Genomic DNA, 21829 nt, shown 5'->3' with positions numbered 1-21829 from the left:
GGGGAAGCGCGTGACCCGTAGGAGCGCACCTTGGTGCGCGATGGGGCATTACCGGCAAAGCCTCTCGCGCACCAAGGTGCGCTCCTACGGCGGGGCTTCAGGCGGAGGCGTAGCGCGCCGCGCCGCCCACCCAGCGCGCCACCACGCGGTCGGCCACGGCAGGCGATTCGCGCAACAGGCGTTCGGCCAACGCATGCACCGCCGGCAGCAGGGCCGCATCGCGGGCAAGATCGGCGATGCGGAAGGCGGCCAGGCCGGTCTGGCGGGTGCCGAGCAGTTCGCCGGGGCCGCGCAGCTCCAGGTCCTTTTCGGCGATCAGGAAGCCGTCGTTGGTCTGGCGCATGGTCTCCAGCCGCTGCCGGGCCATCGCCGACAACGGCGGCTGGTACATCAGCACGCAGCTCGACGCCGCCGCACCGCGGCCGACGCGACCACGCAGCTGATGCAACTGGGCGAGGCCGAGGCGCTCGGCGTTCTCGATGATCATCAGCGAGGCATTCGGTACGTCCACGCCGACCTCGATCACCGTGGTGGCGACCAGCAGGTGGGTTTCGGCGACCTTGAACGCGCGCATCGCCGCCTGCTTCTCGGCGGCCTTCATGCGCCCGTGCACCAGCCCGATGCGCAGCTCCGGCAACTGTGCCGACAATGTCTCGTAGGTGTTCTGCGCGGCGGTGGCCACGACTTCATCGCTCTCGTCGATCAGCGTGCACACCCAGTACGCCTGCCGCCCCTGCGCGCAGGCCAGACGGATGCGCTCGACCAGCTCCGGGCGGCGCTCGGCGCTGAGGACGCTGGTCTGCACCGGGGTGCGGCCGGGCGGCAGTTCGTCGATGGCCGACACGTCGAGGTCGGAATACGCAGCCATCGCCAGCGTGCGCGGGATCGGCGTGGCGGTCATCACCAGTTGGTGCGGCACCACGCCGGCGGCGGCGCCCTTGTCGCGCAGGGCCAGCCGCTGGTGCACGCCGAAGCGGTGCTGTTCGTCGACGATGGCCAGCGCCAGGTCATCGAACACCACGTTGTCCTGCATCAGCGCATGGGTGCCGACCACCACCTGCGCATGGCCGGAGGCCACCTCCTCCAGCACCTTGCCGCGCGCCTTGCCGGTGACCTTGCCGGCCAGCCACGCCACGCGCACGCCCAGCGGTTCGAGCCAGCCGCGCAGGTTCGCCAGGTGCTGCTCGGCCAGCAGTTCGGTCGGCGCGGCCAGCGCCACCTGCTTGCCGCGCTCCACCGCCAGCATCGCCGCCAGCGCCGCGACCACGGTCTTGCCGGAACCAACGTCGCCCTGCACCAGCCGCAGCATCGGATGCGCGCGCGCAAGGTCCTTGCGGATTTCGTCGAACACGCGCCGCTGCGCGGCGGTGAGGCGGAACGGCAGCGCGTCGAGCAATGCCTTCGCCAACCCATCGCGCCCGCGCAGCGCGGGTGCGCGCTGCCGTTGCAGGGCGATGCGCTGGCGGCGCTGGCTGAGGTGGTGCGCCAGCAATTCCTCCAGCGCCAGCCGCCGTTGCACCGGGTGGGTGCCGGCGGCGAGTGCGGCAAGATCCACATCGGCCGGTGGGCGATGCATGGTCAGCAGGGCCTGCCGCAGCGATGGCAGCGTCATGCCGGCCAACAACGCCGGCGGCAGCACTTCCAATGCCGCTTCATCCGGCAAACGTTCGAGCGCCTGCCCGATCAGCTTGCGCAACGTCGCCGGGCCGATGCCCTCGATCGCGGGATAGACCGGGTCCAGCGCCTCGCCGAGCCCGGGTTCTTCGCCCTCGCCCAGCACGCGGTAGCTGGGATGGACGATTTCCAGCCCATGCTGGCCGGGGCGCGGCGTGCCGTAGGCACGCAGACGCGTGCCGATGGTGAACTGCGCCACCTGCGCGGCACGGAAGTGGAAGAAGCGCAGCACCAACGTGCCGCCGGAACCGTCGCTTACCGCCACCCGCAGCATCGGCCGGTAACGGAAGCCGCGTTCGACCGCTTCCACCCTGCCCTCCACCTGCGCCGGCAGGCCGGGCTTGAGCGCGCGGATCGGCAGCAGGGTGGTGCGGTCCTCGTAGCGCAGCGGCAGGTGCAGCCACAGGTCCTGCAAGCTGCCAATGCCGCGCGCCTGCAGCTTGGCGGCCACCGACGCGCCCACGCCGGGCAGCACCGTCACCGGCGTTTCGCCGCTAGCTGCCAGTACCGGGGTGGACGCCCGCGTGCGCGCCATGCGTGGCGGTCAGTCGAGGATCATCACCGCATCGACCTCGAACGCCGCGCCCTTGGGCAGGCCCGATACCTCGATGGTGGAGCGGGCCGGGAACGGCGCCTGGAAATATTCCTGCATCACCGCGTTGACCTTGGCGAATTCGCCCAGGTCGGTCAGATACAGGCCCAGGCGCACGATCTTGTCGAACGAACCGCCGGCCTCCTCGGCCACCGCCTTGAGGTTGTCGAAGGCGCGGCGCGCCTGCACCGCGACGTCGCCGGCGACGATGTCGCCGGTGGCCGGGTCCAGCGGGATCTGGCCGGAGAAATACACGGTGTTGCCGGCACGCACGGCCTGCGAATACGGGCCAATCGCGGCCGGTGCCTTGGCGGTGTTGATGATCTGGCGGGACATGGAAAGCTCCGGTTGGGATAAAGGCGGAACATTGTACCGCCCACCTTCGCGTCGCCGGTTGCCATGACATACCGGGGAATGCCGCGGCTGGACAAAAATTCACCAGCGCTTGCGGAGGCACGCCGGGAAAGGGCCGCAGCGGGTTATCCACAAGTTGTCAGTGTGGCGTTGCACACCGGTTGTGGAGAAATCGAACCGTGCCACCGGGATACCAGCGGGTGCCGCCCGTCGGTCGGCACCGGCCCTGCGTGCGCATTGGACCATCCCGCCGCCCGACCCACGGTCGGGCGCCACTCCCATGGTGGTTATTGCCGGCGCACCGACTGCACCACCGACAGCCTTCGCAGCCGGCGCATCACCTCGGCCAGGTGGGTGCGGTCGCGCACCTGCAGGTTGAAGCACAGCACCGCGGCATTGAAATCGCGGTCCAGGTAGTCCACCCGCTCGATGTTGGAATGGCTCTGGGCGATGGCCGCGGCCAGCTGCGCCAGCACGCCGGTGCCATTCTCCACTTCCACGATCAGCGCGGTGTCGTAGTCGCCGACCACGCTGCTGTCCCAGCCGATCGGCACCCAGCGCTCGGGCGACTTGCGCAGCTCGGCCAGGTTCGGGCAGTCCATGCGGTGCACCACGATGCCCTTGCCGGCGGTGTGGTAGCCCATGATCTCGTCGCCGGGGATCGGCTGGCAGCAACCGGCGAAGCTGATCACGCCGCGCTCGCTGCCGTTGATCAGGATCTTCTCCTGCACGCGCCGGGTACCGCCGTCGGCGCGCGGCTCGCCATGCGCCATCAGCGCCTGCGCGGCCTGCGTGGGCATCCAATTGCCCAGCGCGACATCGGCCAGGAAGGCCTCCAGCCGCGGGTAGCGGTGCTCGGCGAGGAAGGCGTCCAGCCGACCCTTGGGCAGGCGTTCGATCGAGCTGTCCATCGCCTCCAGCGCACGGTCGAGCATGCGGTGGCCCAGTTGCACCGCGTCCTCGTGCTCGAGCTGCTTGAGCTGGTGGCGGATGGCGGTGCGCGCCTTGGAGCTGACCACGAACTCCAACCATTGCGGCTTGGGTGCGGCCGACTTGGCGGTGATGATCTCCACCGTCTGCCCGCTGGCCAGCCGGGTGCGCAGCGGCACCAGCTTCTTGTCCACGCGCGAAGCCACCGCGCGGTTGCCGACGTCGGTATGCACGGCATAGGCGAAGTCCAGCGCGGTGGAGTTGCGCGGCAGGGCGAGGATCTTGCCCTTGGGCGTGAACAGGTAGACCTCGTCGGGGAACAGGTCGACCTTGACATTGTCGAGGAACTCCAGCGACGAGCCGGCCGAGCGCTGCGAGTCGATCAGCTCGACGATCCACGCATGGGCGCGGCTCTGCGCGCTGTTCGGCGATTCGCCGCCGAACTTGTAGGTCCAGTGCGCGGCCACGCCACGCTCGGCGATCAGGTCCATCTCCTCGGTGCGGATCTGCACCTCGATCGGCGAGCCGTAGGGCCCGAACAGCACCGTGTGCAGCGACTGGTAGCCGTTGGCCTTGGGAATGGCGATGTAGTCGCGGAAGCGGCCGTCCAGCGGCTTGAACGCCGCGTGCACCGCGCCCAGCGCGTGGTAGCAGCTGGGCACCGAGCGCATCACCAGGCGGAAGCCGAACACGTCCATCACCTGGTCGAAGGTTTTGTTCTCCTCGTGCATCTTGGTGTAGATGCTCCAGGGCGTCTTGATGCGGCTGACCAGGCGGTGTTCCAGCCCCTCGCGCGCCAGCCGCTGCGACAGCTGCACCTCCACCTGCGCCATCGCCTCGCGGCGCACCACCGGCTGGCTGCGGATGTGCTTTTCGAGGATGGCGTGGCGCCACGGGTACAGTGCCTTGAAGCCGAGGTTCTGCAGCTCGGACTTGATCAGGCTCATGCCCAGGCGCTGGGCGATGGGCGCGTAGATGTCCAGCGTTTCCAGCGCGATGCGGCGCCGCGCCTCGGCGCTCTGCGCGCCCAGCGTGCGCATGTTGTGCAGGCGGTCGGCGAGCTTGATCATGATCACCCGCAGGTCGCGCGACATCGCCAGCAGCATCTTGCGGAAGCTCTCGGCCGCCGCTTCCTGGCGGTCGCGGAACTTGAGCTTGTCCAGCTTGGTGACGCCATCGACCAGCTCGGCCACGGTCTCGCCGAATTCCCCGGCCAGTTCCTCGCGGGTGAGCGGGGTGTCCTCGATGGTGTCATGCAGGATCGCCGCGACCAGCGCCTCCACGTCCAGCCCGAGTTCGGCGAGGATGCCGGCCACCGCGACCGGATGGGTGATGTAGGGCTCGCCGGACTTGCGGGTCTGTCCGGCGTGCGCCGATGCCCCCACTTCCCAGGCACGACGCAGCATCGGCAGCTGCTCGGCGGGCAGGTAGCTGGCTGCGCGTTCGAGTTGGAGTACGTAATCCGGCACCGTGCCACCCGCGGGCACGGCGACCTGGGCAGTGGGGCCTGGGTTCATGCCCGGAAGACTATGCCAGCGCGGAGAACACGGCAATTGCCCGCGCCTTGGCCGCCACCGCCCGTAAATGCAAACAGCCCGCACGGGGCGGGCTGTTCGCTGCGAAGCCGATGACCGGGTGGATCAGTCGTCGTTCTTCGACATGTCCTCGTCGGCGACCACTTCGGCCGCGGCCCACTCCAGCGCCTCGCGCTCGATGCGCTCGCGCTCGGCCTTCTCGACTTCCTCGATCAGCTCGTTGTCGATCCTGCGGGCGGCGATCTCGCGCAGCGCCAGCACGGTCGGCTTGTCGTCGGTCTCGCTGTTGTCGAGGGTGGCCTGCACGCCATTGGCCAACTGGCGCGCACGCTTGGAGGCCATGATGACCAGTTCGAAGCGGTTGTTGACCACTTCCAGACAATCTTCGACCGTGATACGGGCCATTGAACGGACTCCCGACGGCGGTGGCCGTCATGCATTGGGGTGGGGAAAGGCGGGGGAGGATACGGCATGCCGCCTGAGCACGCAAGTTCGTGCCGGCAACATCACTTTCAAATCAGCGACTTGCGCAATTCCACCGGACTTATTGCAGCTGCCGGCGCCCCTGGGTCCGGACGGACTCAGGCCAGCAACGAGCGGATCAGGCCATCGTGGCGCAGTTGCTGCTGCGCCCGGCGCAGGCGGCTGGCGGTGAAGATGGCGCACATTTCATCGACCGCGGTGTCGAACACCTCGTTGACGATGACGAAATCGAATTCGTCGTAATGCAGCATTTCCTCGCGCGCGGCGGCCAGGCGCTGGGCCATCACCGCCTCGCTGTCCTGCCCGCGCTTGCGCATGCGCTCGTCCAGCGCCTGCTTGGACGGCGGCAGGATGAACACGCTGACCGCATCGGGCACCTTGGCCCGTACCTGGCGCGCGCCCTGCCAGTCGATTTCCAGCAGCACGTCCTTGCCGGCGGCCAGCTGCGGCTCCACCGACTGCCGCGCGGTGCCCTTCCAGTCGCCATGCACCAGCGCATGCTCGAAGAAATCGCCGGCGGCGATCATCTCCTCGAACGCCGCGGCGCTGACGAAGTGGTAGTGCTTGCCGTTCACCTCGCCCGGGCGCATCGCCCGCGAGGTGAAGGAAATCGACAGCGCGACCTGCGGGTCGCGCGCCAGCGTGGCGTTGACGATGCTGCTCTTGCCGGCGCCGGAGGGGGCCGCGACGATGTAGAGGGTGCCACGCATCGCTCGGTTCTCCGGGTCGATGAAAGTCGGGCGGCGCACGATAACCAGCCGCGGGCGCCGCTGCAAATGCCGCGGACGGGCGCGGTCATTCCAGGTTCTGCACCTGCTCGCGGATCTGGTCGATCAGCACCTTCAGCTCCACCGCGGCGTTGGAGGTGCGGCTGTCCACCGACTTGGAGCCGAGGGTGTTGGCCTCGCGGTTGAACTCCTGCAGCAGGAAGTCCAGCCGGCGGCCGACCGGCTCGCGCTGGCGCAATACGCGGCGGATCTCGCCGATATGGCTGCCAAGCCGGTCCAGCTCCTCGTCCACGTCGAGCTTCTGCAGCCACATCACCAGTTCCTGCTCGGCGCGGCCGGGATCGACCGGGTGCGGCAGGTCGGCCAGGCGCGCGGCCAGCTTGGCGCGCTGGCCCTCGCGGATGGCCGGGATCAGCGTGCGCACCTCGGCGGCGATGCGCTCGACTGCATCCACCCGCTCGGCGATCGCCGCGGCCAGCGTGTTGCCCTCGCGCTCGCGCGCGGCGACGAAACCGTGGATCACCTCGTCCAGCAGCACCAACGCCTCGGCATGCAGGGCCGCCGTATCGGCCGCCTCGCCGCGCAGCACGCCCGGGTACTGCAGCAGGTCGGTGAAGTTGATGCGCATGTCGGGGAAGCGCGAATGCAGCCGCCGCGCGAGGTCGCCCAACTGCTCGACCAGCGCTTCGTCGACCGCCAGCGAAGACGCCGCTTCCGGCGCACGCAGGCGCATGACCAGGTCCAGCTTGCCGCGGCTGATGCGCCCGGCCACGCGTTCGCGCAGTTGCGGCTCCAGCGCGCGCAGTTCCTCCGGCAGGCGCACCCCTACTTCGAGGAAACGGTGGTTGACCGAGCGCAGCTCGCAGCCGAGGGTGCCCCAGGGCGTGGTGCGTTCGCCGCCGGCATAGGCGGTCATGCTTCGGATCATGCGGGTTTCCGGTGCGTGGCAAAGAGGGCAAATGGTACCCTAGCGCCCCTTCCAGATCGGCACCGGCGCAGCGTGCGGCTCATTGCCGCGTGGCTTCGCCCGTACCCTCATCCGCCCCTTCGGGGCACCTTCTCCCGAGGGGAGAAGGGACCCCCAGCAACCCGGACTTTCCATGACCTTTTCCCGCCCCAGCGGCCGCCAGGCCGACCAGCTGCGCAGCGTCACCCTCGAACGCGCCTTCACCCGCCATGCCGAAGGCTCGGTGCTGGTGAGCTTCGGCCACACCCGCGTGCTGTGCACCGCCAGCATCGAGAACCGGGTGCCGGCGTTCCTGCGCGGCAAGGGCGAAGGCTGGGTGACCGCCGAATACGGCATGCTGCCGCGCTCCACCCATACCCGCAGCGACCGCGAGGCCGCGCGCGGCAAGCAGGGCGGACGCACGCTGGAGATCCAGCGCCTGATCGGCCGCACCCTGCGCGCCTGCATCGACCGCAACGCGCTGGGCGAGCGCACCATCACCCTCGACTGCGACGTGTTGCAGGCCGATGGCGGCACCCGCACCGCCGCGATCACCGGCGCCTACGTGGCGCTGGTGGACGCCGTGAACCTGCTGCTCAAGCGCGGCGAGATCAAGCGCAACCCGATCTTCGGCGCGGTCGCGGCGGTGTCGGTCGGCGTCTACAAGGGCGTGCCGGTGCTGGACCTGGACTACGCCGAGGACAGCGACTGCGACACCGACATGAACGTGGTGATGAACGATGGCGGCGGCTTCATCGAGCTGCAGGGCACCGCCGAGGGCCACGCCTTCCGCCGCGACGAGCTCGACGCGCTGCTGGCACTGGCCGAAAAGGGCATCGGCGAGCTGTTCGCCGCCCAGCAGCAGGCGCTGTCGGCATGAAGCTGGTGCTGGCCAGCGGCAACGCCGGCAAGTTGAAGGAACTGCAGGCGATGCTGGCCGGCCTGCCGCTGCAGATCGTGCCGCAGCGCGAGCTGGGCGTGGGCGACGTGGCGGAAACCGGGCTGACCTTCGTCGAGAACGCGCTGATCAAGGCCCGCCACGCCTGCGAGGCCACCGGCCTGCCGGCGCTGGCCGACGACTCCGGCCTGATCGTCGATGCGCTCGACGGCGCGCCCGGCCTGTACAGCGCGCGCTATGCCGGCAGCCCCACCGACGATGCGGCCAACAACGCCAAGTTGCTCGACGCGCTGCGCGAGATGCCGGCCGAGCGCCGCAGTGCCCGCTTCCACGCGGTGATCGTGCTGCTGCGCCACGCCAGCGACCCGCAACCGCTGATCTGCGAAGGCAGCTGGGAAGGCCGCATCATCGACACCCCGCGCGGCCACCACGGCTTCGGCTACAACCCGGTGTTCCTGGACGAGGAACTGGGCCTGACCGCCGCCGAGATGACGCCGGAACAGAAGAACGGCCGCAGCCACCGCGCCAAGGCGCTGCAGTTGCTGTTGCAGCAACTGTCCAGCCAACTGGTGCGCTGAACCCGGCCATGACCGCGCATTCCCACGCCCACGGCGACGCCTGCGGTTGTCCCGGCCCGACGGACCACGCCCCACCGCTGCAACTGGTGCCGCCGCCGCTGGCGCTGTACGTGCACCTGCCGTGGTGCGTGCGCAAGTGCCCGTACTGCGACTTCAACTCGCATGCGGCCAAGGGCGCGCTGCCGTTCGACGCCTATGTCGATGCACTGATCCGCGACCTCGACCAGGACCTGCCGCTGGTCTGGGGCCGGGTGGTGAACAGCGTGTTCTTCGGCGGCGGCACCCCCAGCCTGTTCCCGCCCGAAGCCATCGACCGTTTCCTGCAACAGGCCAGCGCGCGGCTGCGCTTCGCACCAAACCTGGAAGTGACGCTGGAGACCAACCCCGGCACCGCCGAGCATGGCCGCTTCGACCGCTACCGCGCCGCCGGCGTGAACCGCATCAGCTTCGGCATCCAGACCTTCGACGACGCCGCGCTGCAGCGGCTGGGCCGCATCCACGACAGCGCCGAGGCCGAGCGCGCGGTGAAGCTGGCGCAGGATGCCGGCTACGACAACTTCAACATCGACCTGATGTACGCGCTGCCGCAGCAGACGCTGGCGCAGGCCGAGCACGACCTCGAACGCGCCTTCGCGCTGGCTCCCACCCACATCTCGCACTACCAGCTGACGCTGGAGCCGAACACGGTGTTCTTCGCGCGGCCACCGCAGGGCATCCCCGACGAGGACGGCGCCTGGGACATCCAGGAACACTGCCAAGCCCTGCTCGCCGCGGCCGGCTATGGCCAGTACGAGGTCAGCGCCTATGCCCGGCAGGGCCGGCAATGCGCGCACAACCTGAACTACTGGCGCTTCGGCGACTACCTCGGCATCGGTGCCGGCGCGCACGGCAAGATCAGCTCCGGGGCCGAGCAACACGTGCTGCGGCGCTGGAAACACAAGCACCCGCAGACCTTCATGGACACTGCCGGCACCGCAGCCAGCATCGGTGGCGACGACGTGATCGACGCCGCGCGCCTGCCGTTCGAGTACATGCTCAACCTGCTGCGCCTGCACGAGGGCTTCGGCCTGCGCGACTTCGAATCGCGCACCGGGCTGGCGCGCGGCGTGCTGCAACCGGCGCTGGCCACCGCCGTCGAGCGCGGCTGGCTGCTGGTCGAAGGCGGGCGCGTCACGCCCACCGAGCTGGGGCGGCGCTTCACCAACGACGTGATCGAGCTGTTCCTGCCCTGACCCGCGCAACTGGCACCACCCTTCCCGAAATGATAGAAATCGCCCCATCAGGGGACGCGGACGTACAACGGATGTCAGGCACTGCAGCAACTTCGTCCAACCAGGCGCTGGCCTGCATCGCCGCCGCGCCGGTCCCGCCCCGCGTGCGCCAGCTGCTCGAAGCCATCCACGGCGTCGCCGCGCAGGTGCTGGCCCCGCACCTGCAGCTGACCACCGTCCAGCTCGAGCGCGAGCTGTTCAGCCAGGCCGAGAAGGCGCGCAACAGCCAGATCCAGTCCGATATCTACGCCCAGATCCGGCAGTTGGGCGTGCATGCCACGCAGTTCCCCGTCTGGTTCCTCGATGCGCTGGCCACGGCGATCGCCGGCCTGCGCGAACCGGTTGCCGCCGCCCGGGTGCCCACCCCGGCGCGAACGATGACGCTGGTGAACGACACCGATATCGACCGTGACATCGTCCTGCACGAGATGGCGCGGCGCGAAAGCCTGCGCGCGCAATCGCACCTGCAACTGCTCGGCCAGCGCTTCGGCGTGCTGGCCGCGCAACCGGCGTTCGATGTCGAACGGCTGCCGGTGGGGCCCTATGGGCTGTGCCGGATCCTGCGCGAATGCGGCGAACGGCTGGAGCTGGACACCTTCGCGCAGTTGCAGCTGTACCACGTGTTCGAGCGGCAGGTGCTGGACCTGCTGGTCGAGCTGCTGGACCGGCTGAACATCCTGCTGGCACGCGAGGGCGTGCTGCCGGGGCTGGTCTACATCCCCTACCTGCCGCGCCCCTCCGCACCTCGCCGCGGCGGCGTCGGCACCGCGCCCGGTGGCGACGCACCGGCGGCGACGCAGCGGCCGCTGACCCAGTGGCAGGGCCAGGCGCCGGCCATGTCGTGGTCGGCCGCCGCGCTGGCCGCGGATGTCGTCCCCGGCGGCGACGCTCCGCCGGCAGCCGTGGCCGGGCCGGTTGCCGACACCGGCATGGCCGCCGTGCACGAACTGCTCAACAGCGCGCGGCAACTGCTGGCCCGGAACCTGCAGGCCGGCGGCGCCGCGACCGGTGGCGCCACCGCCGGCGACCTCGGCGAGATGATGGCGGCGCTGGGCAACCTCGCCAGCCAGGCCGCGGCGGCCGGCGGCGTGCCCACGGCCGGCCCGCGTGCCACCGGCACGGCATCCCCCGCTGCGCCGGCGGCTCCCGCGGCCCCCACCCATCCCGTGCCCAGCGAGGCGGTGGCGAGCGTACTCGGGCGCCTGCAATCGCAGGCCCCGGTACCCGGTACCCGGCGCAGCTTCGGCGACATCCACGCCGCGCTGCTGTCGCAGGTCCGCGCCGAACACGGCGAGGGCGCGGTGCTGTCGCCGCGCGACGGCAACACCCTGGACCTGCTCGGCCTGCTCTACACCCAGATCCAGCACGAAGTCCGCAGCACCGGCCCGGCGGCGGACCTGCTCACCCGCCTGCAGGTTCCGCTGGCGCGCGCCGCGCTCGGCGACGAGGCCTTCTTCGTCCGCGAACAGCACCCGGCGCGCGAGCTGCTCAACACCGTGGCCGAAGCCGGCGCCGTCTGGCTCGGCGAGGATGACGACGACCCGGTACTGCTGCAGAAACTGGACGAGGTGGTCGAGCAGGTCGTCAACGACTACCAGGGCGACGAGGCGGTCTTCGCCGAGGCCAACCAGAAGGTGCAGACCCACCTGCACTCGGCCGCGCGCAAGGCCGAGCTGGCCGAGCGCCGCCAGATCGAGGCCGCGCGCGGCAAGGAACGGCTGGAAGCGGCCAAGCAACTGGCCGGCCGCACCATCGGCCAGCTGTGCCAGAGCGCGGAACCGCCCAAGTTCGTGCAGACCCTGCTGCAGGAAGCCTGGAGCGACGTGCTGACCCTGACCCTGCTGCGCCGCGGCGAGGATTCCGAGGAATGGCAGCAACAGCAGCAGGCCACCCGGCGCATCGGCGAGATCACCGCCAACCCGGCCGGCGAGGCCGACGCCGCGCTGGGCGAGCAGATCGAGGAATCGCTGCTGCAGGTCGGCTACCACCAGGACGAGGCCAGCGCGATCGCCCGGCGCCTGTCCGCGCCCGGCGGCGAGGACGCCATCACCTCCAAGACCGAGCTGGCCAGCAAGCTGAAGGCGCGTGCCCGGCTCGGCGCCGGCGACAGCAAGGGCGGCGCCGGCGAGGACAGGGAGCGGCCGGTCGCCGCGCGCACCGCGGACGAGGAAGCCCGCTACCGGCAACTGCGCATGCTGCCGTTCGGCACCTGGTTCGAATTCGTCACCAACCAGCAGGGCGACAGCCGCCGCCTGCGCCTGTCCTGGTACAGCCTGATCACCGACCACGCCCTGTTCGTCAACGCACGCGGGCAGAAGGTGGCCGAGCACACCCTGGACGCGCTGGCACGGCTGATGGCGCACGGCCAGCTGCGCATCGTCACCGAAGACCGCGCACGCTTGATCGACCGTGCCTGGCAGGCCACCCTGCGCGCCCTGCGCTCGCTCACCCGTGGCGCCACCCCGGAGCCGGCCGCATGATTACCGAAACCCGGCGCGCCCCGCGCCTGCAGGTCCCCGCACTGGTGCCGGTCACCGACCAGATGACCGGCACCGGCATCGGCCGGCTCGGCAACATTTCCGAAACCGGCATGTTGCTGATCGCCTCCGAACCGCTGGTGGAGGACGCGCTCTACCAGTTGCGCTTCCCCATCACCGACGACCGCGGCGGCGAGCTGTCGATCGACGTCGGCGCCCACCTGCTGTGGCACGAAGCCACGCGCGCACCCGGCCATGCGTGGGCCGGCTTCCGCTTCATCGCCCTGGAGAAGAGCCAGCGCGAGCAGCTGCGGCAATGGATAGAAGCCCAGCTCCCAGCGGCCTGAGTGCCGGAAACGGCACAGCGGCCGCTGCCTGATTGCGGCAAAATCGTGGCTTCGCCTTCCTTCACCCGAGCGAGCCCCACGATGAACCCGCAAGATCCCGGCGCCCTGTATCCCGACCATCTGGGCGTGCTCGCCCGCCGCGCGGACGAAGCCCTGGCCCGTGGCGGCTTCGACCACCTCGTCGTCCCCAGCGGCCGCCTGCACTACCAGGTGTTCGACGACCGCGACTACCCGTACGCGGTCAACCCGCAGTTCAAGAGCTGGCTGCCGCTGACCCGCCTGCCCGACAGCTGGCTGGTGTACACGCCGGGCAAGCGCCCGCAGCTGGTCTACCACCAACCGCACGACTACTGGCACGTGGTGCCGGCCGCACCCGGCGGCTGGTGGGTGGAGCATTTCGACATCCACGTCATCCGCACCCCGGAACAGGCGCTGGCGCTGCTGCCGAAGGACCCGGCGCGCTGCGCCATCCTCGGCGAGCCGCAGAGCGCGCTGGGTGCGGCTTCCGACAGGCAATTCGTGCCCAACAACCCGCAGCCGGTACTCGATTACCTCGACTACCACCGCGCGTTCAAGACGCCCTACGAGATCGCGCTGATGCGCCAGGCGCAGGCGCACGCGGTACGCGGCCACCGCGCCGCCGAGGCCGCGTTCCGCGCCGGCGCCAGCGAGTTCGCCATCCACATGGCCTATTGCAGCGCGGTCGGGCAGGACGCCAACGAGCTGCCCTACGGCAACATCATCGCCCTCAACGAACACGCCGCGGTGCTGCACTACACCGATCTTGGCCAGCGCACGCCGCAGCCGCTGCGCAGCTTCCTGATCGATGCCGGCGCCTCGGCCCACGGCTACGCCAGCGACATCACCCGCACCTACGCCGCGGCCGGCCACGACGAGTTCCAGGCGCTGATCGACGCGGTCGATGCCGCGCAGCAGAAGATGTGCGCGGCGGTGCGCGCCGGCTTCGACTACAAGCAGCTGCACGTCGATGCACACCTGGCGCTGATGGGCATCCTGAGGGACTTCGGCGTCATCACCGTATCGCCGGAAGCGGCGCTGGCCAGCGGCGTCAGCGCGGCGTTCTTCCCGCACGGCATCGGCCACCTGATCGGCGCGCAGGTGCACGACGTGGCCGGCTTCGCCGCCAGCGACCGCGGCGGCCGCATCGAGCGCCCGGCCGGCCATCCCTACCTGCGCATGACCCGCGTGCTGGAACCGGGCATGGTGGTGACCGTCGAGCCGGGCGTGTACTTCATCGACATGCTGCTGGACGAGGTGAAGAAGGCCGGCAACGCCGCCAGCGTCAACTGGGAGCGCGTGGACTTCTTCCGCCCCTACGGCGGCATCCGCATCGAGGACGAGGTGCTGTGCACTGGCGGCGACGCCGACAACCTCACCCGCCCGGTGTTCGCGGCGCAGGCGTGAGCGCAGCGCCCGACGAACGCCGGCAACTGCGCCAGGCGGTGCAACGGCAACCGGCCGATTTCATCGCCTGGGTGATGCTGGCCGATGCCGAGCTGGGCGCCGGCGACGTGGCCGCCGGCGAAACGGCCGCGCAACGCGCGTTGCAGCTGCGCGCCGACCACCCCGAGGCGCTGGCACGGCTCGGGCGCGCCCGCTGGATGCAGGGCCGCCACGACGAGGCCGCCAGCCTGTTGCAGCACGCCTCCATGCAGGCACCGCAGCATCCGGGCATCGCGCTGTGGCTGGGCCATGCGCTGGAAGACGCCGGGCAACCGGAAGCCGCCGCCGATGCCTACCGCCGCGCCCACGCGTTGCTGCCCGGCGAGGCCTACATCGCCGCGCAACGCCTGAACTGGCAGCGGCGGCTGTGCGACTGGCGCGGACTGGACGCGCTGTCGCGGCAGGTGCGCGATGCCGTCGCCCAGGGCAACCCCGCGGTGGAACCGTTCGCCTTCCTCAGCGAGGACGCTGGCGCCGCCGAGCAACTGGCCTGCGCCCGCCAGCGCGCGCAGGCGGTCGCCGGCTCGTTGCGGCCACTGCCGCCGGCACCGGTGCGCCTGTCCGGCCCGCTGCGCGTCGGCTTCCTGTCCAACGGTTTCGGCGCGCACCCCACCGGCCTGCTGACGGTGGCGCTGTTCGAGCAGCTGCGCATGCAGCCGGCACTGCAGGTGCACCTGTTCGCGCTGAACCGCGAAGACGGCAGCGCCATCCGCCGGCGCCTGCAGGCCGCCGCGCACACGCTGCACGACGTGGCCGGGCAGCCCCACGCCACCATCGCCGGGCACATCCGCGCGGCCGGCATCGACATCCTGTTCGACCTGCGCGGCTGGGGCGGCGGCGGTGCGCCCGAAGTGCTGGCGCTGCGTCCGGCGCCGGTGCAGGTCAACTGGCTGGCCTATCCCGGCACTTCCGGCGCGCCGTGGATCGACCACGTGCTGGCCGACGCTTTCGTGCTGCCGCCAGCGCTGGAACCGGCCTTCAGCGAAAACGTGCTGCGGCTGCCGCGTGCATTCCAGCCTTCGGACAACACCCGCATCGTCGGGGAGCCGCCGGCACGCGGCGACTGCGGCCTGCCCGAGCGCGGCGAGGACGGCAGCGGCATCGTGTTCTGCTGCTTCAACAACAGCTACAAGCTCAACCCGCGCAGCGTCGGCCGCCTGCTGCGGGTGCTGCGCGGCGTGCCCGGCAGCGTGCTGTGGCTGTTATCAGGCCCAGGCCGTGCCGACGAGCGGCTGCGCGAGGTCGCCCGCCAGCAAGGCGTGGAACCGGCGCGGCTGGTGTTCATGCCAAAGCTGCCGCATCCGCGCTACCTGGCGCGCTACCGCCACGCCGACCTGTTCCTCGACACCCATCCCTACAACGCCCACACCACCGCATCCGATGCGCTGTGGGCCGGCTGCCCGGTGCTGACCGCGCCCGGCGCGACCTTCGCCTCGCGCGTGGCCGGCAGCCTCAACCACCATCTGGGGCTGGACGAAATGAACGTGGCCGACGACGACGCTTTCGTCGCCACCGCCATCGCGCTGGGCAACGACCCGGCCGCGCTGCGCGGCCTGCGCCAGCGGCTGGCCGTGGCGCGCCGCGACAGCGGCCTGTTCGACATGGCCGGCTTCGCGAGGGACTTCGCCGTGTTGCTGCAAAGCCTGCACCCGTAGATGCGGGGCTTGCCCCGCATGTGGCTTTCCCGGCAATGCCCTGTGCGGGGCAAGCCCCGCACCTACGAGGGCGGCTCAGCGCACCCGCTTCACCCGCTGCCGGTGCGCGCCCACGTTGTCGCCGTCGATGCGCCGCCGCTGGGTGCCCTTCACCTCGCCGACCTTGGTGTCCGCGCCGGTCACCGGCCTGGCCTCGATGTCGGTTTCGCGCTCGAAGGCATGCGACTTGTCGGTATTGCGGTAATACCGGTACAGCGCCCAGTACAGCGCCGTCGCGCCGGCCGGGCCTGCGGCCAGCAACCAGAGTCCGCTGTCTTCGCTCATGTCGTGGCTACCAGGAATGCGATTGCGAGGGCTTCGATGAAGGTGCCGGCGGTGAGCGCGGCCAGCAGCAGCTTCCACTGCTGCACCGGCACGCTGCCCATCGTCTCGCCGGTGCGGCCGTTCACCGCGATGTAGTGCAGCAGGCCGCCGTTGCGGCCCCGCTGGTGGTAGGAATACAGCCACACCGGCAGGTACATCGACACCCAGCGGGTGCCGTGCACTTCCAGCCGCTCCTGTTCCCAGCGCACGCCGCGGCCGTAGCGGCGCACCGAGCCTTCGACCTGCGAGCGGGCGATGGACAGCAACTGGTCCTCCAGGCGCGGGCGCAGGTGCTCGACGTCGCGGTCGCGCTTTTCCGACGTGAAGCCGACCAGGTACGAGGCATTCCACTTCACCGCGTTCTTGGTGTCGAACGGCAGGATGGTGTTGATGATGTTGTTGGTGTTGGCGTTCACGTCGAGGTTGCCGCGCTCGCCGGAAGATTCCAGCGGCAGGTCGTCGACGGTGAAGTCCACGTGCCGTTCCACGCGATAGACGTCGGCGTCGTAATAGGTCCGCTTCTTGTCGCCCGTGCCCACGGTGTAGCTGCGCGTCTGGATCTCGCCCTGCCCGGCGACGTCGGCGCTGGCGTTGCTATCGACGATCATGTACGGCAGGTACACGCCGACCACGTTCTCCGGCGTGAACTGCTCCTTGAACGCCTTGAGCGCGAACATGCGGCGCTTGTCCACGAACTGGCGGATGCGCGCGACCGCATCGTCCTTCCTGATGTGGAACGGCAGCACCGCGTCGGGCACCGCGCCATTGGCGATCTGCTCGTTGACGCCGAACACGTGGCGGCACCAGTGGCAGCGCGCGGTCATCGCGTTCTCGGTGTTGACCGCCACTTCCGCGCCGCAGCCGCCGCACTTGAAGGTCATCAGGCTGGCGGCGTCGGCGGCGATGTCCTGCGCGCCGGAGGCGACCACCGTGCCCGTCAGCTGGTCGATGCCTTCGCCGAAACCGAACGCTTCCTCGACCCGCTCGCCATGCCATTCGTGGCGGCAATACAGGCAGACCAGCACGTCGCTGCCGGGCTTCTGGCGGATCTCGGTGGCGCCGCATTTCGGGCAGCGGTTGAGGCCGTCCTTCAGCTCGGTGGCGGAGGTGTCGATGGCGACCGGATCGGGCGCGTCGATCTCGTCGCGGATCGCCTTCGGCAGCTTCGCGGTATCCAGCGGGAAGCTGCCGGGCAGCGGCGGCACTTCCTGCGGCGACCCCGGTCCGGCCGGCGCGGCCGTCGGCAAGGGCGGCGGCGCGGCGGAGGACGGCAGCGGCGGCGGGGTGGTTCCGGGATCTGGCATGTTCGCGGCGCGTCCTGCGGGTTACAGGCCCAGCGCCTTGGCCTTGAGCGCGTCGTAGTCGCCCTGCGTGATCAGGCCGAGGTCGAGCATCTCCTTGGCCTTCTTCAGCCGCGCGACCGGGTCGTCCGCCGCCGGCGCAGCCGGCGCCACCGGCTGCTGCAGGCCACCGATGCCGCCCATCATGCCCGAAGCCATGCCGATGCCCATCAGGCCCGCCGCGCCGCCATTCTCGCCGGCCGATTGGATGCCCTGGGCGACGCTGGCCTGCAGGTTGGAATTGCCGCGCGCGCCGGACAGCGCATCGGCGCGCTGCACGGTCTTGAGCAGTTCGCGGGTGTTGGCGTCGTACTCGATGGAGACGATGGCGGTCTTGACGATGGCCAGGCCGCGCTCGGTCTTCCACTGGTAGGCGTTTTCCACCGCCGCGGACAGGCTCTGCGCGAAGCCCACCGAATCCTGCTGCAGGCGGGCGATGCGGTTGCCCTTGGCCGGGTCGTTCGAGTACAGGCTGAACGCCGGCGCCAGCGAGCCGACCACTTCGTTGAACAACTGGCTGGCCGCGGCGTTGTCCAGGTCGGTGAAGTCGAACACCTTGCCCGGCTGCAGGTAGGCCGCCGGCACGAAGTTCTTCACGAACAGGATCGGGTCGACGATCTTCAGCGTGTACGAGCCGCGCGTCACCGCGCCGACCTGGGTGTTGAGGAAGGCATCGTCCCAGTAGATTTCCGACTGCGTGCCGAAGCGGTTGTCGGGCAGTTCCTTCAGCGAGACGAAGAACGCGGCCTGCTGCGCACCGGGCTGGCCGCCGAACTTGAAGCGCTCCCAGCTCTGCTTGATCAGCGACGAAACGAGGCCGTCGCCGGCGAAGATCGAGGCCGAGTTGACGTCGTCCGAACGCCATTCATAGGCGCCCGGCTCGGCGGCGAAGCCGGTGACCGCGCCGTCTTGGAACAGCAGCAGGCCGTAGCCCTCGGGCACGACGATCCGCGAACCGTTGCTGATGATGTTCGACGAGCCGAGCGTGTTGGCACCGCGCCCGGCATTGCTGCCGCGCGGCACCGCGGCGAACAGCGCCGCCGTGGCCGGCAGGCCGTCCGGCACCGTGAGGAAGTCCTTCCACTGGTCGGCAAGCGCTCCGCTGATCGCACCCTTTGCTGCCTGAACAAGCCCCATGACACCACTCCTTGTTTCGTTGCCGGGCACCACGCCCGGCGCGTCCGCAAAACTACATGAAAACCGCTGGCCGAGACATCGCCCCGTTCAACCCGCTTCGCCGCCGGCCTCGGCGATGGCCTGCTCGACCTGCCGCGCATCGACCGGGCCGACGAACTGCCGGGCCACCTTGCCGTCCGGCGCGATCAGCCAGGTCATCGGCAACCCGCGCGGGGTGGCGAAGTCCTGCGGCGGGTCGTAGGGGTCGAGGATGGCGATCGGGTAGGCGACCGGGTGCTTGTCGAGGAAGGCCTGCATGTCCGCCGGCTCGATGTCCTCGTAGGCCAGGCCGACCACGTCGATGTTGCCGCGCATGGCGTGCAGCGCCGACAACTCCGGCATCTCCTGCAGGCACGGGCCGCACCAGGTGGCCCAGAAGTTGACCAGCACCCATTGCCCGCGGTGGTCGGCCAGGTCGTAGGACTTGCCGTCCACTGTCTGCACCTGCAAGCGCGGCATTTCCGCGGTGTGCTCCACCGCCCCGGCGCTGGCCGGCTGGGTGGCCGGCGACGGCGCATCGACTTCGGGTGCGACGGTTTCGGGCTGCGGCTTGCAGGCCGCCAATGCCAGCGCCAGCAGCGCCAGGCAGGGCAATCGGGGGGTCATCGGCTTTCTCCGGCATGGGTGTAGATATCGTCCACGTTGCGCTTGAGCTGCGCGCGCAATGGCACGCGCAGTTCGTCCAGCGCCGCGCAGGCGGCCTGGCCCAACGCATCCTCGCGGAACGGCAGATACTCCTCCGCCACCGGGATGCGCAGCTGCGCACTTTCGTACAGCTCGTGCAGGGTGATGCCGCCCAGGTCGCGCGCCAGCAGCCATTGCCCGCGCTCGTCGCGGCGCAGCAGGCCGATGCCTTCCATCTGCTCCAGCATCTGCTGCAGCAGCGAGTCGGTGAGCATCGGCTCCAGCGTCAGCAGTTCTTCCTCGTCCAGCCCTTGTCCGCTCCGGCGCGCCTCGCGGAAACGGCCGAGCAGGCGCAGCAGCGCATACAGCTCACAGCCCTGCGGCAGGCGCAACGCCAGCGGCTGGTAGCGGAACGCGGCGACGGAGGAAGCCAGCGAGGCGCCGAGCAGCACCGACACCCAGCCCAGATAGATCCACAGCAGCAGGATCGGCACGAACGCCACGGTGCCGTAGAGCTTCTGGTAGGCCTGGAAACTGCCCAGGTACAGGCCCATGCCCCACTTCACCAGTTCCAGCATCACCACCGCCAGCAGCGCGCCGGGCACGGCATGGCGCCACTTCACCGTGTGGTGCGGCACCACCCGGTAGACCAGCATCACGCAGGCGAACTCGATCAGCACCGGCGCCAGCCGCAGCGACAGGTCGGCCAGCCAGCGCCCCTCGGCGGTGCCGAACAGCGGCAGCGCGAACACCTTGGCCGACACCGCCAGCGACGCGGCGGCAAGCATCGCGCCCAGCGTCAGCACGGTCCAGTAGACCAGGAAGCGGGTCAGCCGCGGCCGCGCCGAGGCGACCCGCCAGACCCGGTTGAAGATCTGCTCGACGCTGTTGAGGGTGATCAGCAGCGAGGCCACCAGCGCGATGAAGCCGGCCGCGGTGAGCTGGCCGACGCTGGCCGAGAACTGGCGCAGGTAGCCTTCGGCCGCGCGCGCCGCCGATGGCACGAAGTTGGAGAACACGTAGTCGCTGAGCGCCTCGCTCCAACGGTCGAACATCGGGAACGCCGACAGCACGCCGAACACCACGATGGCCAGCGGCACCAGTGCGAACACGGTGGTGTAGGCCAGCGCGCCGGCCGCCTCGAACAGGCGGTCGTCGAGGAAACGGCACCACAGGAACCGGGCGAAACTGGCCCGGCGGCCCCGGTCACGGATGCGTTCCATCCACAGATTGAGCGAATCCAGAGGCTGCATGCGGCAAGGGTACCCGATGCAAAGCGCGGCCCGCATCGCCGATACTGCCGCCTCCCGTGTGACGTGTGGATGGTGCGATGGCGGAAATCCTGGTGCTGTACTACAGCCGTGGCGGCTCGGTGGCGCGGCTGGCGCGGCAGATCGCCCGCGGCATCGGCGAGGTGTCGGGCATGAGCGCGCGGCTGCGCACGGTGCCGCCGGTGGCCGCCGTCACCCAGTCCAGCGCACCGCCGGTGCCGGAAGACGGCGCGCCCTACGTCGAGGCGACCGACCTGGCCGAGTGCGACGGCATCGTGCTCGGCAGCCCGACCCGTTTCGGCAACATGGCCGCACCGGTCAAGCATTTCCTCGACGGGCTCGGCGCCGAATGGGTCAACGGCACCCTGGCCGGCAAGCCGGCGGCGGTGTTCACCTCCACCGCGTCGATGCACGGCGGGCAGGAATCCACCCTGCTATCGATGCACCTGCCGCTGCTGCACCACGGCTGCCTGATCGTCGGCATCCCCTTCACTGAACCGGCGCTCAGCCACACCACCGGCGGCGGCACGCCCTATGGCGCCAGCCACGTGGCCGGCGCGCAGGACGATCCGCAGCCCAGCGACGACGAGGCGCAGCTGGCGCGCGTGCTGGGCCGGCGCGTGGCCGACGTCGCGCGGAGGCTGGCGCGATGAACGCACGACGCACGACCCTGCTGCTGGCCTTGATCGCGCTGGCCGCGCTGTACACGTACTGGTTCCTGCACGACAAGCACTGGCTGGCCACGCAGCTGGTGTTCACCGCACCGCCGCTGCTGCTGGCCATCGGCCTGCGGCTGGGCTGGCGGCGCGCGCCGTTCTGGTCGGGGGTGCTGGCGCTGTTCTGGTTCAGCCACGGCGTGATGAGCGCCTGGACGCACCGCGAAACCGCCTTGCTGGCGTGGGTGGAGATCGTGCTGGCGCTGCTGGTCGTCGCGCTTGCCAGCCTGCCCGGCCTGCGCGCGCGGTTCGGCAAGCGCAAATCCTGACCATGCCTGTAGGTCGGGGCTACGCCCCCGATGCCTTGATGCCGGGAACCGTCGGGGGCGTAGCCCCGACCTACGGACTGAGCTTCACCGTAGGAGCGACGCCAGTCGCGAGGGGCGTTACCGGGAAAGCCCCATCGC

At 70.1% G+C, this 21829-nt stretch carries 20 protein-coding genes; 9 read left to right on the top strand and 11 right to left on the bottom strand.

Features of this window, described 5'->3' with window-relative positions; genetic code table 11:
* Positions 1-97: 97 nt before the first annotated feature.
* From recG to ABB34_RS04940, 6 genes are all read right to left on the bottom strand, one after another.
* A complete protein-coding gene (recG, locus tag ABB34_RS04965) occupies positions 98-2209 on the bottom strand; it encodes an ATP-dependent DNA helicase RecG (protein WP_057640148.1) in 2112 nt (703 codons plus the stop codon).
* 9 nt (positions 2210-2218) lie between these two features.
* Positions 2219-2602 (bottom strand): RidA family protein, encoded by a 384-nt coding sequence (locus ABB34_RS04960; RefSeq protein WP_057640147.1) that lies wholly within the window; start codon positions 2600-2602, stop codon positions 2219-2221.
* A 305-nt stretch (positions 2603-2907) separates the two neighbouring features.
* Positions 2908-5067, bottom strand: coding sequence for a RelA/SpoT family protein (locus tag ABB34_RS04955; RefSeq protein ID WP_057640146.1), 2160 nt, complete (start codon positions 5065-5067; stop codon positions 2908-2910).
* Positions 5068-5190: 123 nt separating this feature from the next.
* A complete protein-coding gene (gene rpoZ, locus ABB34_RS04950) occupies positions 5191-5490 on the bottom strand; it encodes a DNA-directed RNA polymerase subunit omega (RefSeq protein ID WP_057640145.1) in 300 nt (99 codons plus the stop codon).
* A gap of 176 nt (positions 5491-5666) precedes the next feature.
* On the bottom strand, positions 5667-6278 hold the full coding sequence (gene gmk / locus ABB34_RS04945) for a guanylate kinase (RefSeq protein WP_057640144.1): 612 nt from the start codon (positions 6276-6278) through the stop codon (positions 5667-5669).
* An 85-nt stretch (positions 6279-6363) separates the two neighbouring features.
* On the bottom strand, positions 6364-7224 hold the full coding sequence (locus ABB34_RS04940) for a YicC/YloC family endoribonuclease (protein WP_057640143.1): 861 nt from the start codon (positions 7222-7224) through the stop codon (positions 6364-6366).
* Positions 7225-7396: 172 nt separating this feature from the next.
* On the opposite strand from ABB34_RS04940, the gene rph reads away from it, so the two are divergent.
* The 7 genes from rph (at position 7397) to ABB34_RS04905 (ending at position 15932) form a co-directional block, all read left to right on the top strand.
* On the top strand, positions 7397-8122 hold the full coding sequence (gene rph, locus ABB34_RS04935) for a ribonuclease PH (RefSeq protein WP_057640142.1): 726 nt from the start codon (positions 7397-7399) through the stop codon (positions 8120-8122).
* The gene (rdgB, locus tag ABB34_RS04930; protein ID WP_057640141.1) at positions 8119-8718 is read left to right on the top strand and encodes an RdgB/HAM1 family non-canonical purine NTP pyrophosphatase; all 600 of its coding nucleotides are present in this window, start codon (positions 8119-8121) and stop codon (positions 8716-8718) included. Before rph ends, rdgB begins: the two co-directional genes overlap by 4 nt.
* A gap of 8 nt (positions 8719-8726) precedes the next feature.
* The gene (hemW, locus tag ABB34_RS04925; protein WP_083490070.1) at positions 8727-9950 is read left to right on the top strand and encodes a radical SAM family heme chaperone HemW; all 1224 of its coding nucleotides are present in this window, start codon (positions 8727-8729) and stop codon (positions 9948-9950) included.
* Positions 9951-10021: 71 nt separating this feature from the next.
* Positions 10022-12469, top strand: a complete 2448-nt coding sequence (locus tag ABB34_RS04920; protein ID WP_057640140.1) for a DUF1631 domain-containing protein — start codon at positions 10022-10024, stop codon at positions 12467-12469.
* Complete coding sequence (locus tag ABB34_RS04915; protein WP_057640139.1) at positions 12466-12813, top strand: PilZ domain-containing protein; 348 nt, start codon at positions 12466-12468, stop codon at positions 12811-12813. The genes ABB34_RS04920 and ABB34_RS04915 overlap by 4 nt, the downstream gene beginning before the upstream one ends.
* A gap of 81 nt (positions 12814-12894) precedes the next feature.
* Complete coding sequence (pepQ, locus tag ABB34_RS04910; RefSeq protein WP_057640138.1) at positions 12895-14238, top strand: Xaa-Pro dipeptidase; 1344 nt, start codon at positions 12895-12897, stop codon at positions 14236-14238.
* Positions 14235-15932 carry an O-linked N-acetylglucosamine transferase, SPINDLY family protein gene (locus ABB34_RS04905; RefSeq protein WP_057640137.1) on the top strand — a complete coding sequence of 566 codons (1698 nt, stop codon included), beginning with the start codon at positions 14235-14237 and terminating at the stop codon, positions 15930-15932. Before pepQ ends, ABB34_RS04905 begins: the two co-directional genes overlap by 4 nt.
* Positions 15933-16007: 75 nt before the next feature.
* Here the strand turns inward: ABB34_RS04905 and ABB34_RS04900 are convergent, their stop codons facing one another.
* From ABB34_RS04900 to ABB34_RS04880, 5 genes are all read right to left on the bottom strand, one after another.
* Entirely contained in the window at positions 16008-16256 is a 249-nt protein-coding gene (locus tag ABB34_RS04900; RefSeq protein WP_057640136.1) for a hypothetical protein, read from the bottom strand.
* The gene (locus ABB34_RS04895) at positions 16253-17599 is read right to left on the bottom strand and encodes a hypothetical protein (RefSeq protein WP_057640135.1); all 1347 of its coding nucleotides are present in this window, start codon (positions 17597-17599) and stop codon (positions 16253-16255) included. The genes ABB34_RS04900 and ABB34_RS04895 overlap by 4 nt, the downstream gene beginning before the upstream one ends.
* A gap of 21 nt (positions 17600-17620) precedes the next feature.
* The gene (locus ABB34_RS04890; protein WP_057640134.1) at positions 17621-18772 is read right to left on the bottom strand and encodes an SPFH domain-containing protein; all 1152 of its coding nucleotides are present in this window, start codon (positions 18770-18772) and stop codon (positions 17621-17623) included.
* Positions 18773-18859: 87 nt separating this feature from the next.
* Complete coding sequence (locus ABB34_RS04885; protein ID WP_057640133.1) at positions 18860-19417, bottom strand: TlpA family protein disulfide reductase; 558 nt, start codon at positions 19415-19417, stop codon at positions 18860-18862.
* Positions 19414-20688, bottom strand: coding sequence for a YihY family inner membrane protein (locus tag ABB34_RS04880; protein WP_057640132.1), 1275 nt, complete (start codon positions 20686-20688; stop codon positions 19414-19416). The genes ABB34_RS04885 and ABB34_RS04880 overlap by 4 nt, the downstream gene beginning before the upstream one ends.
* 77 nt (positions 20689-20765) lie before the next feature.
* On the opposite strand from ABB34_RS04880, the gene wrbA reads away from it, so the two are divergent.
* Positions 20766-21359, top strand: coding sequence for an NAD(P)H:quinone oxidoreductase (gene wrbA, locus ABB34_RS04875; protein ID WP_057640168.1), 594 nt, complete (start codon positions 20766-20768; stop codon positions 21357-21359).
* Entirely contained in the window at positions 21356-21691 is a 336-nt protein-coding gene (locus ABB34_RS04870) for a DUF2069 domain-containing protein (protein ID WP_057640131.1), read from the top strand. The genes wrbA and ABB34_RS04870 overlap by 4 nt, the downstream gene beginning before the upstream one ends.
* Positions 21692-21829: the final 138 nt, after the last annotated feature.

The sequence above is a fragment of the Stenotrophomonas daejeonensis genome, from assembly GCF_001431505.1.
Taxonomy (GTDB): Bacteria; Pseudomonadota; Gammaproteobacteria; order Xanthomonadales; family Xanthomonadaceae; genus Stenotrophomonas; species Stenotrophomonas daejeonensis.
Note: the sequence above shows the minus strand (reverse complement) of the source record. Positions and strands in the feature narration are given on the sequence as shown.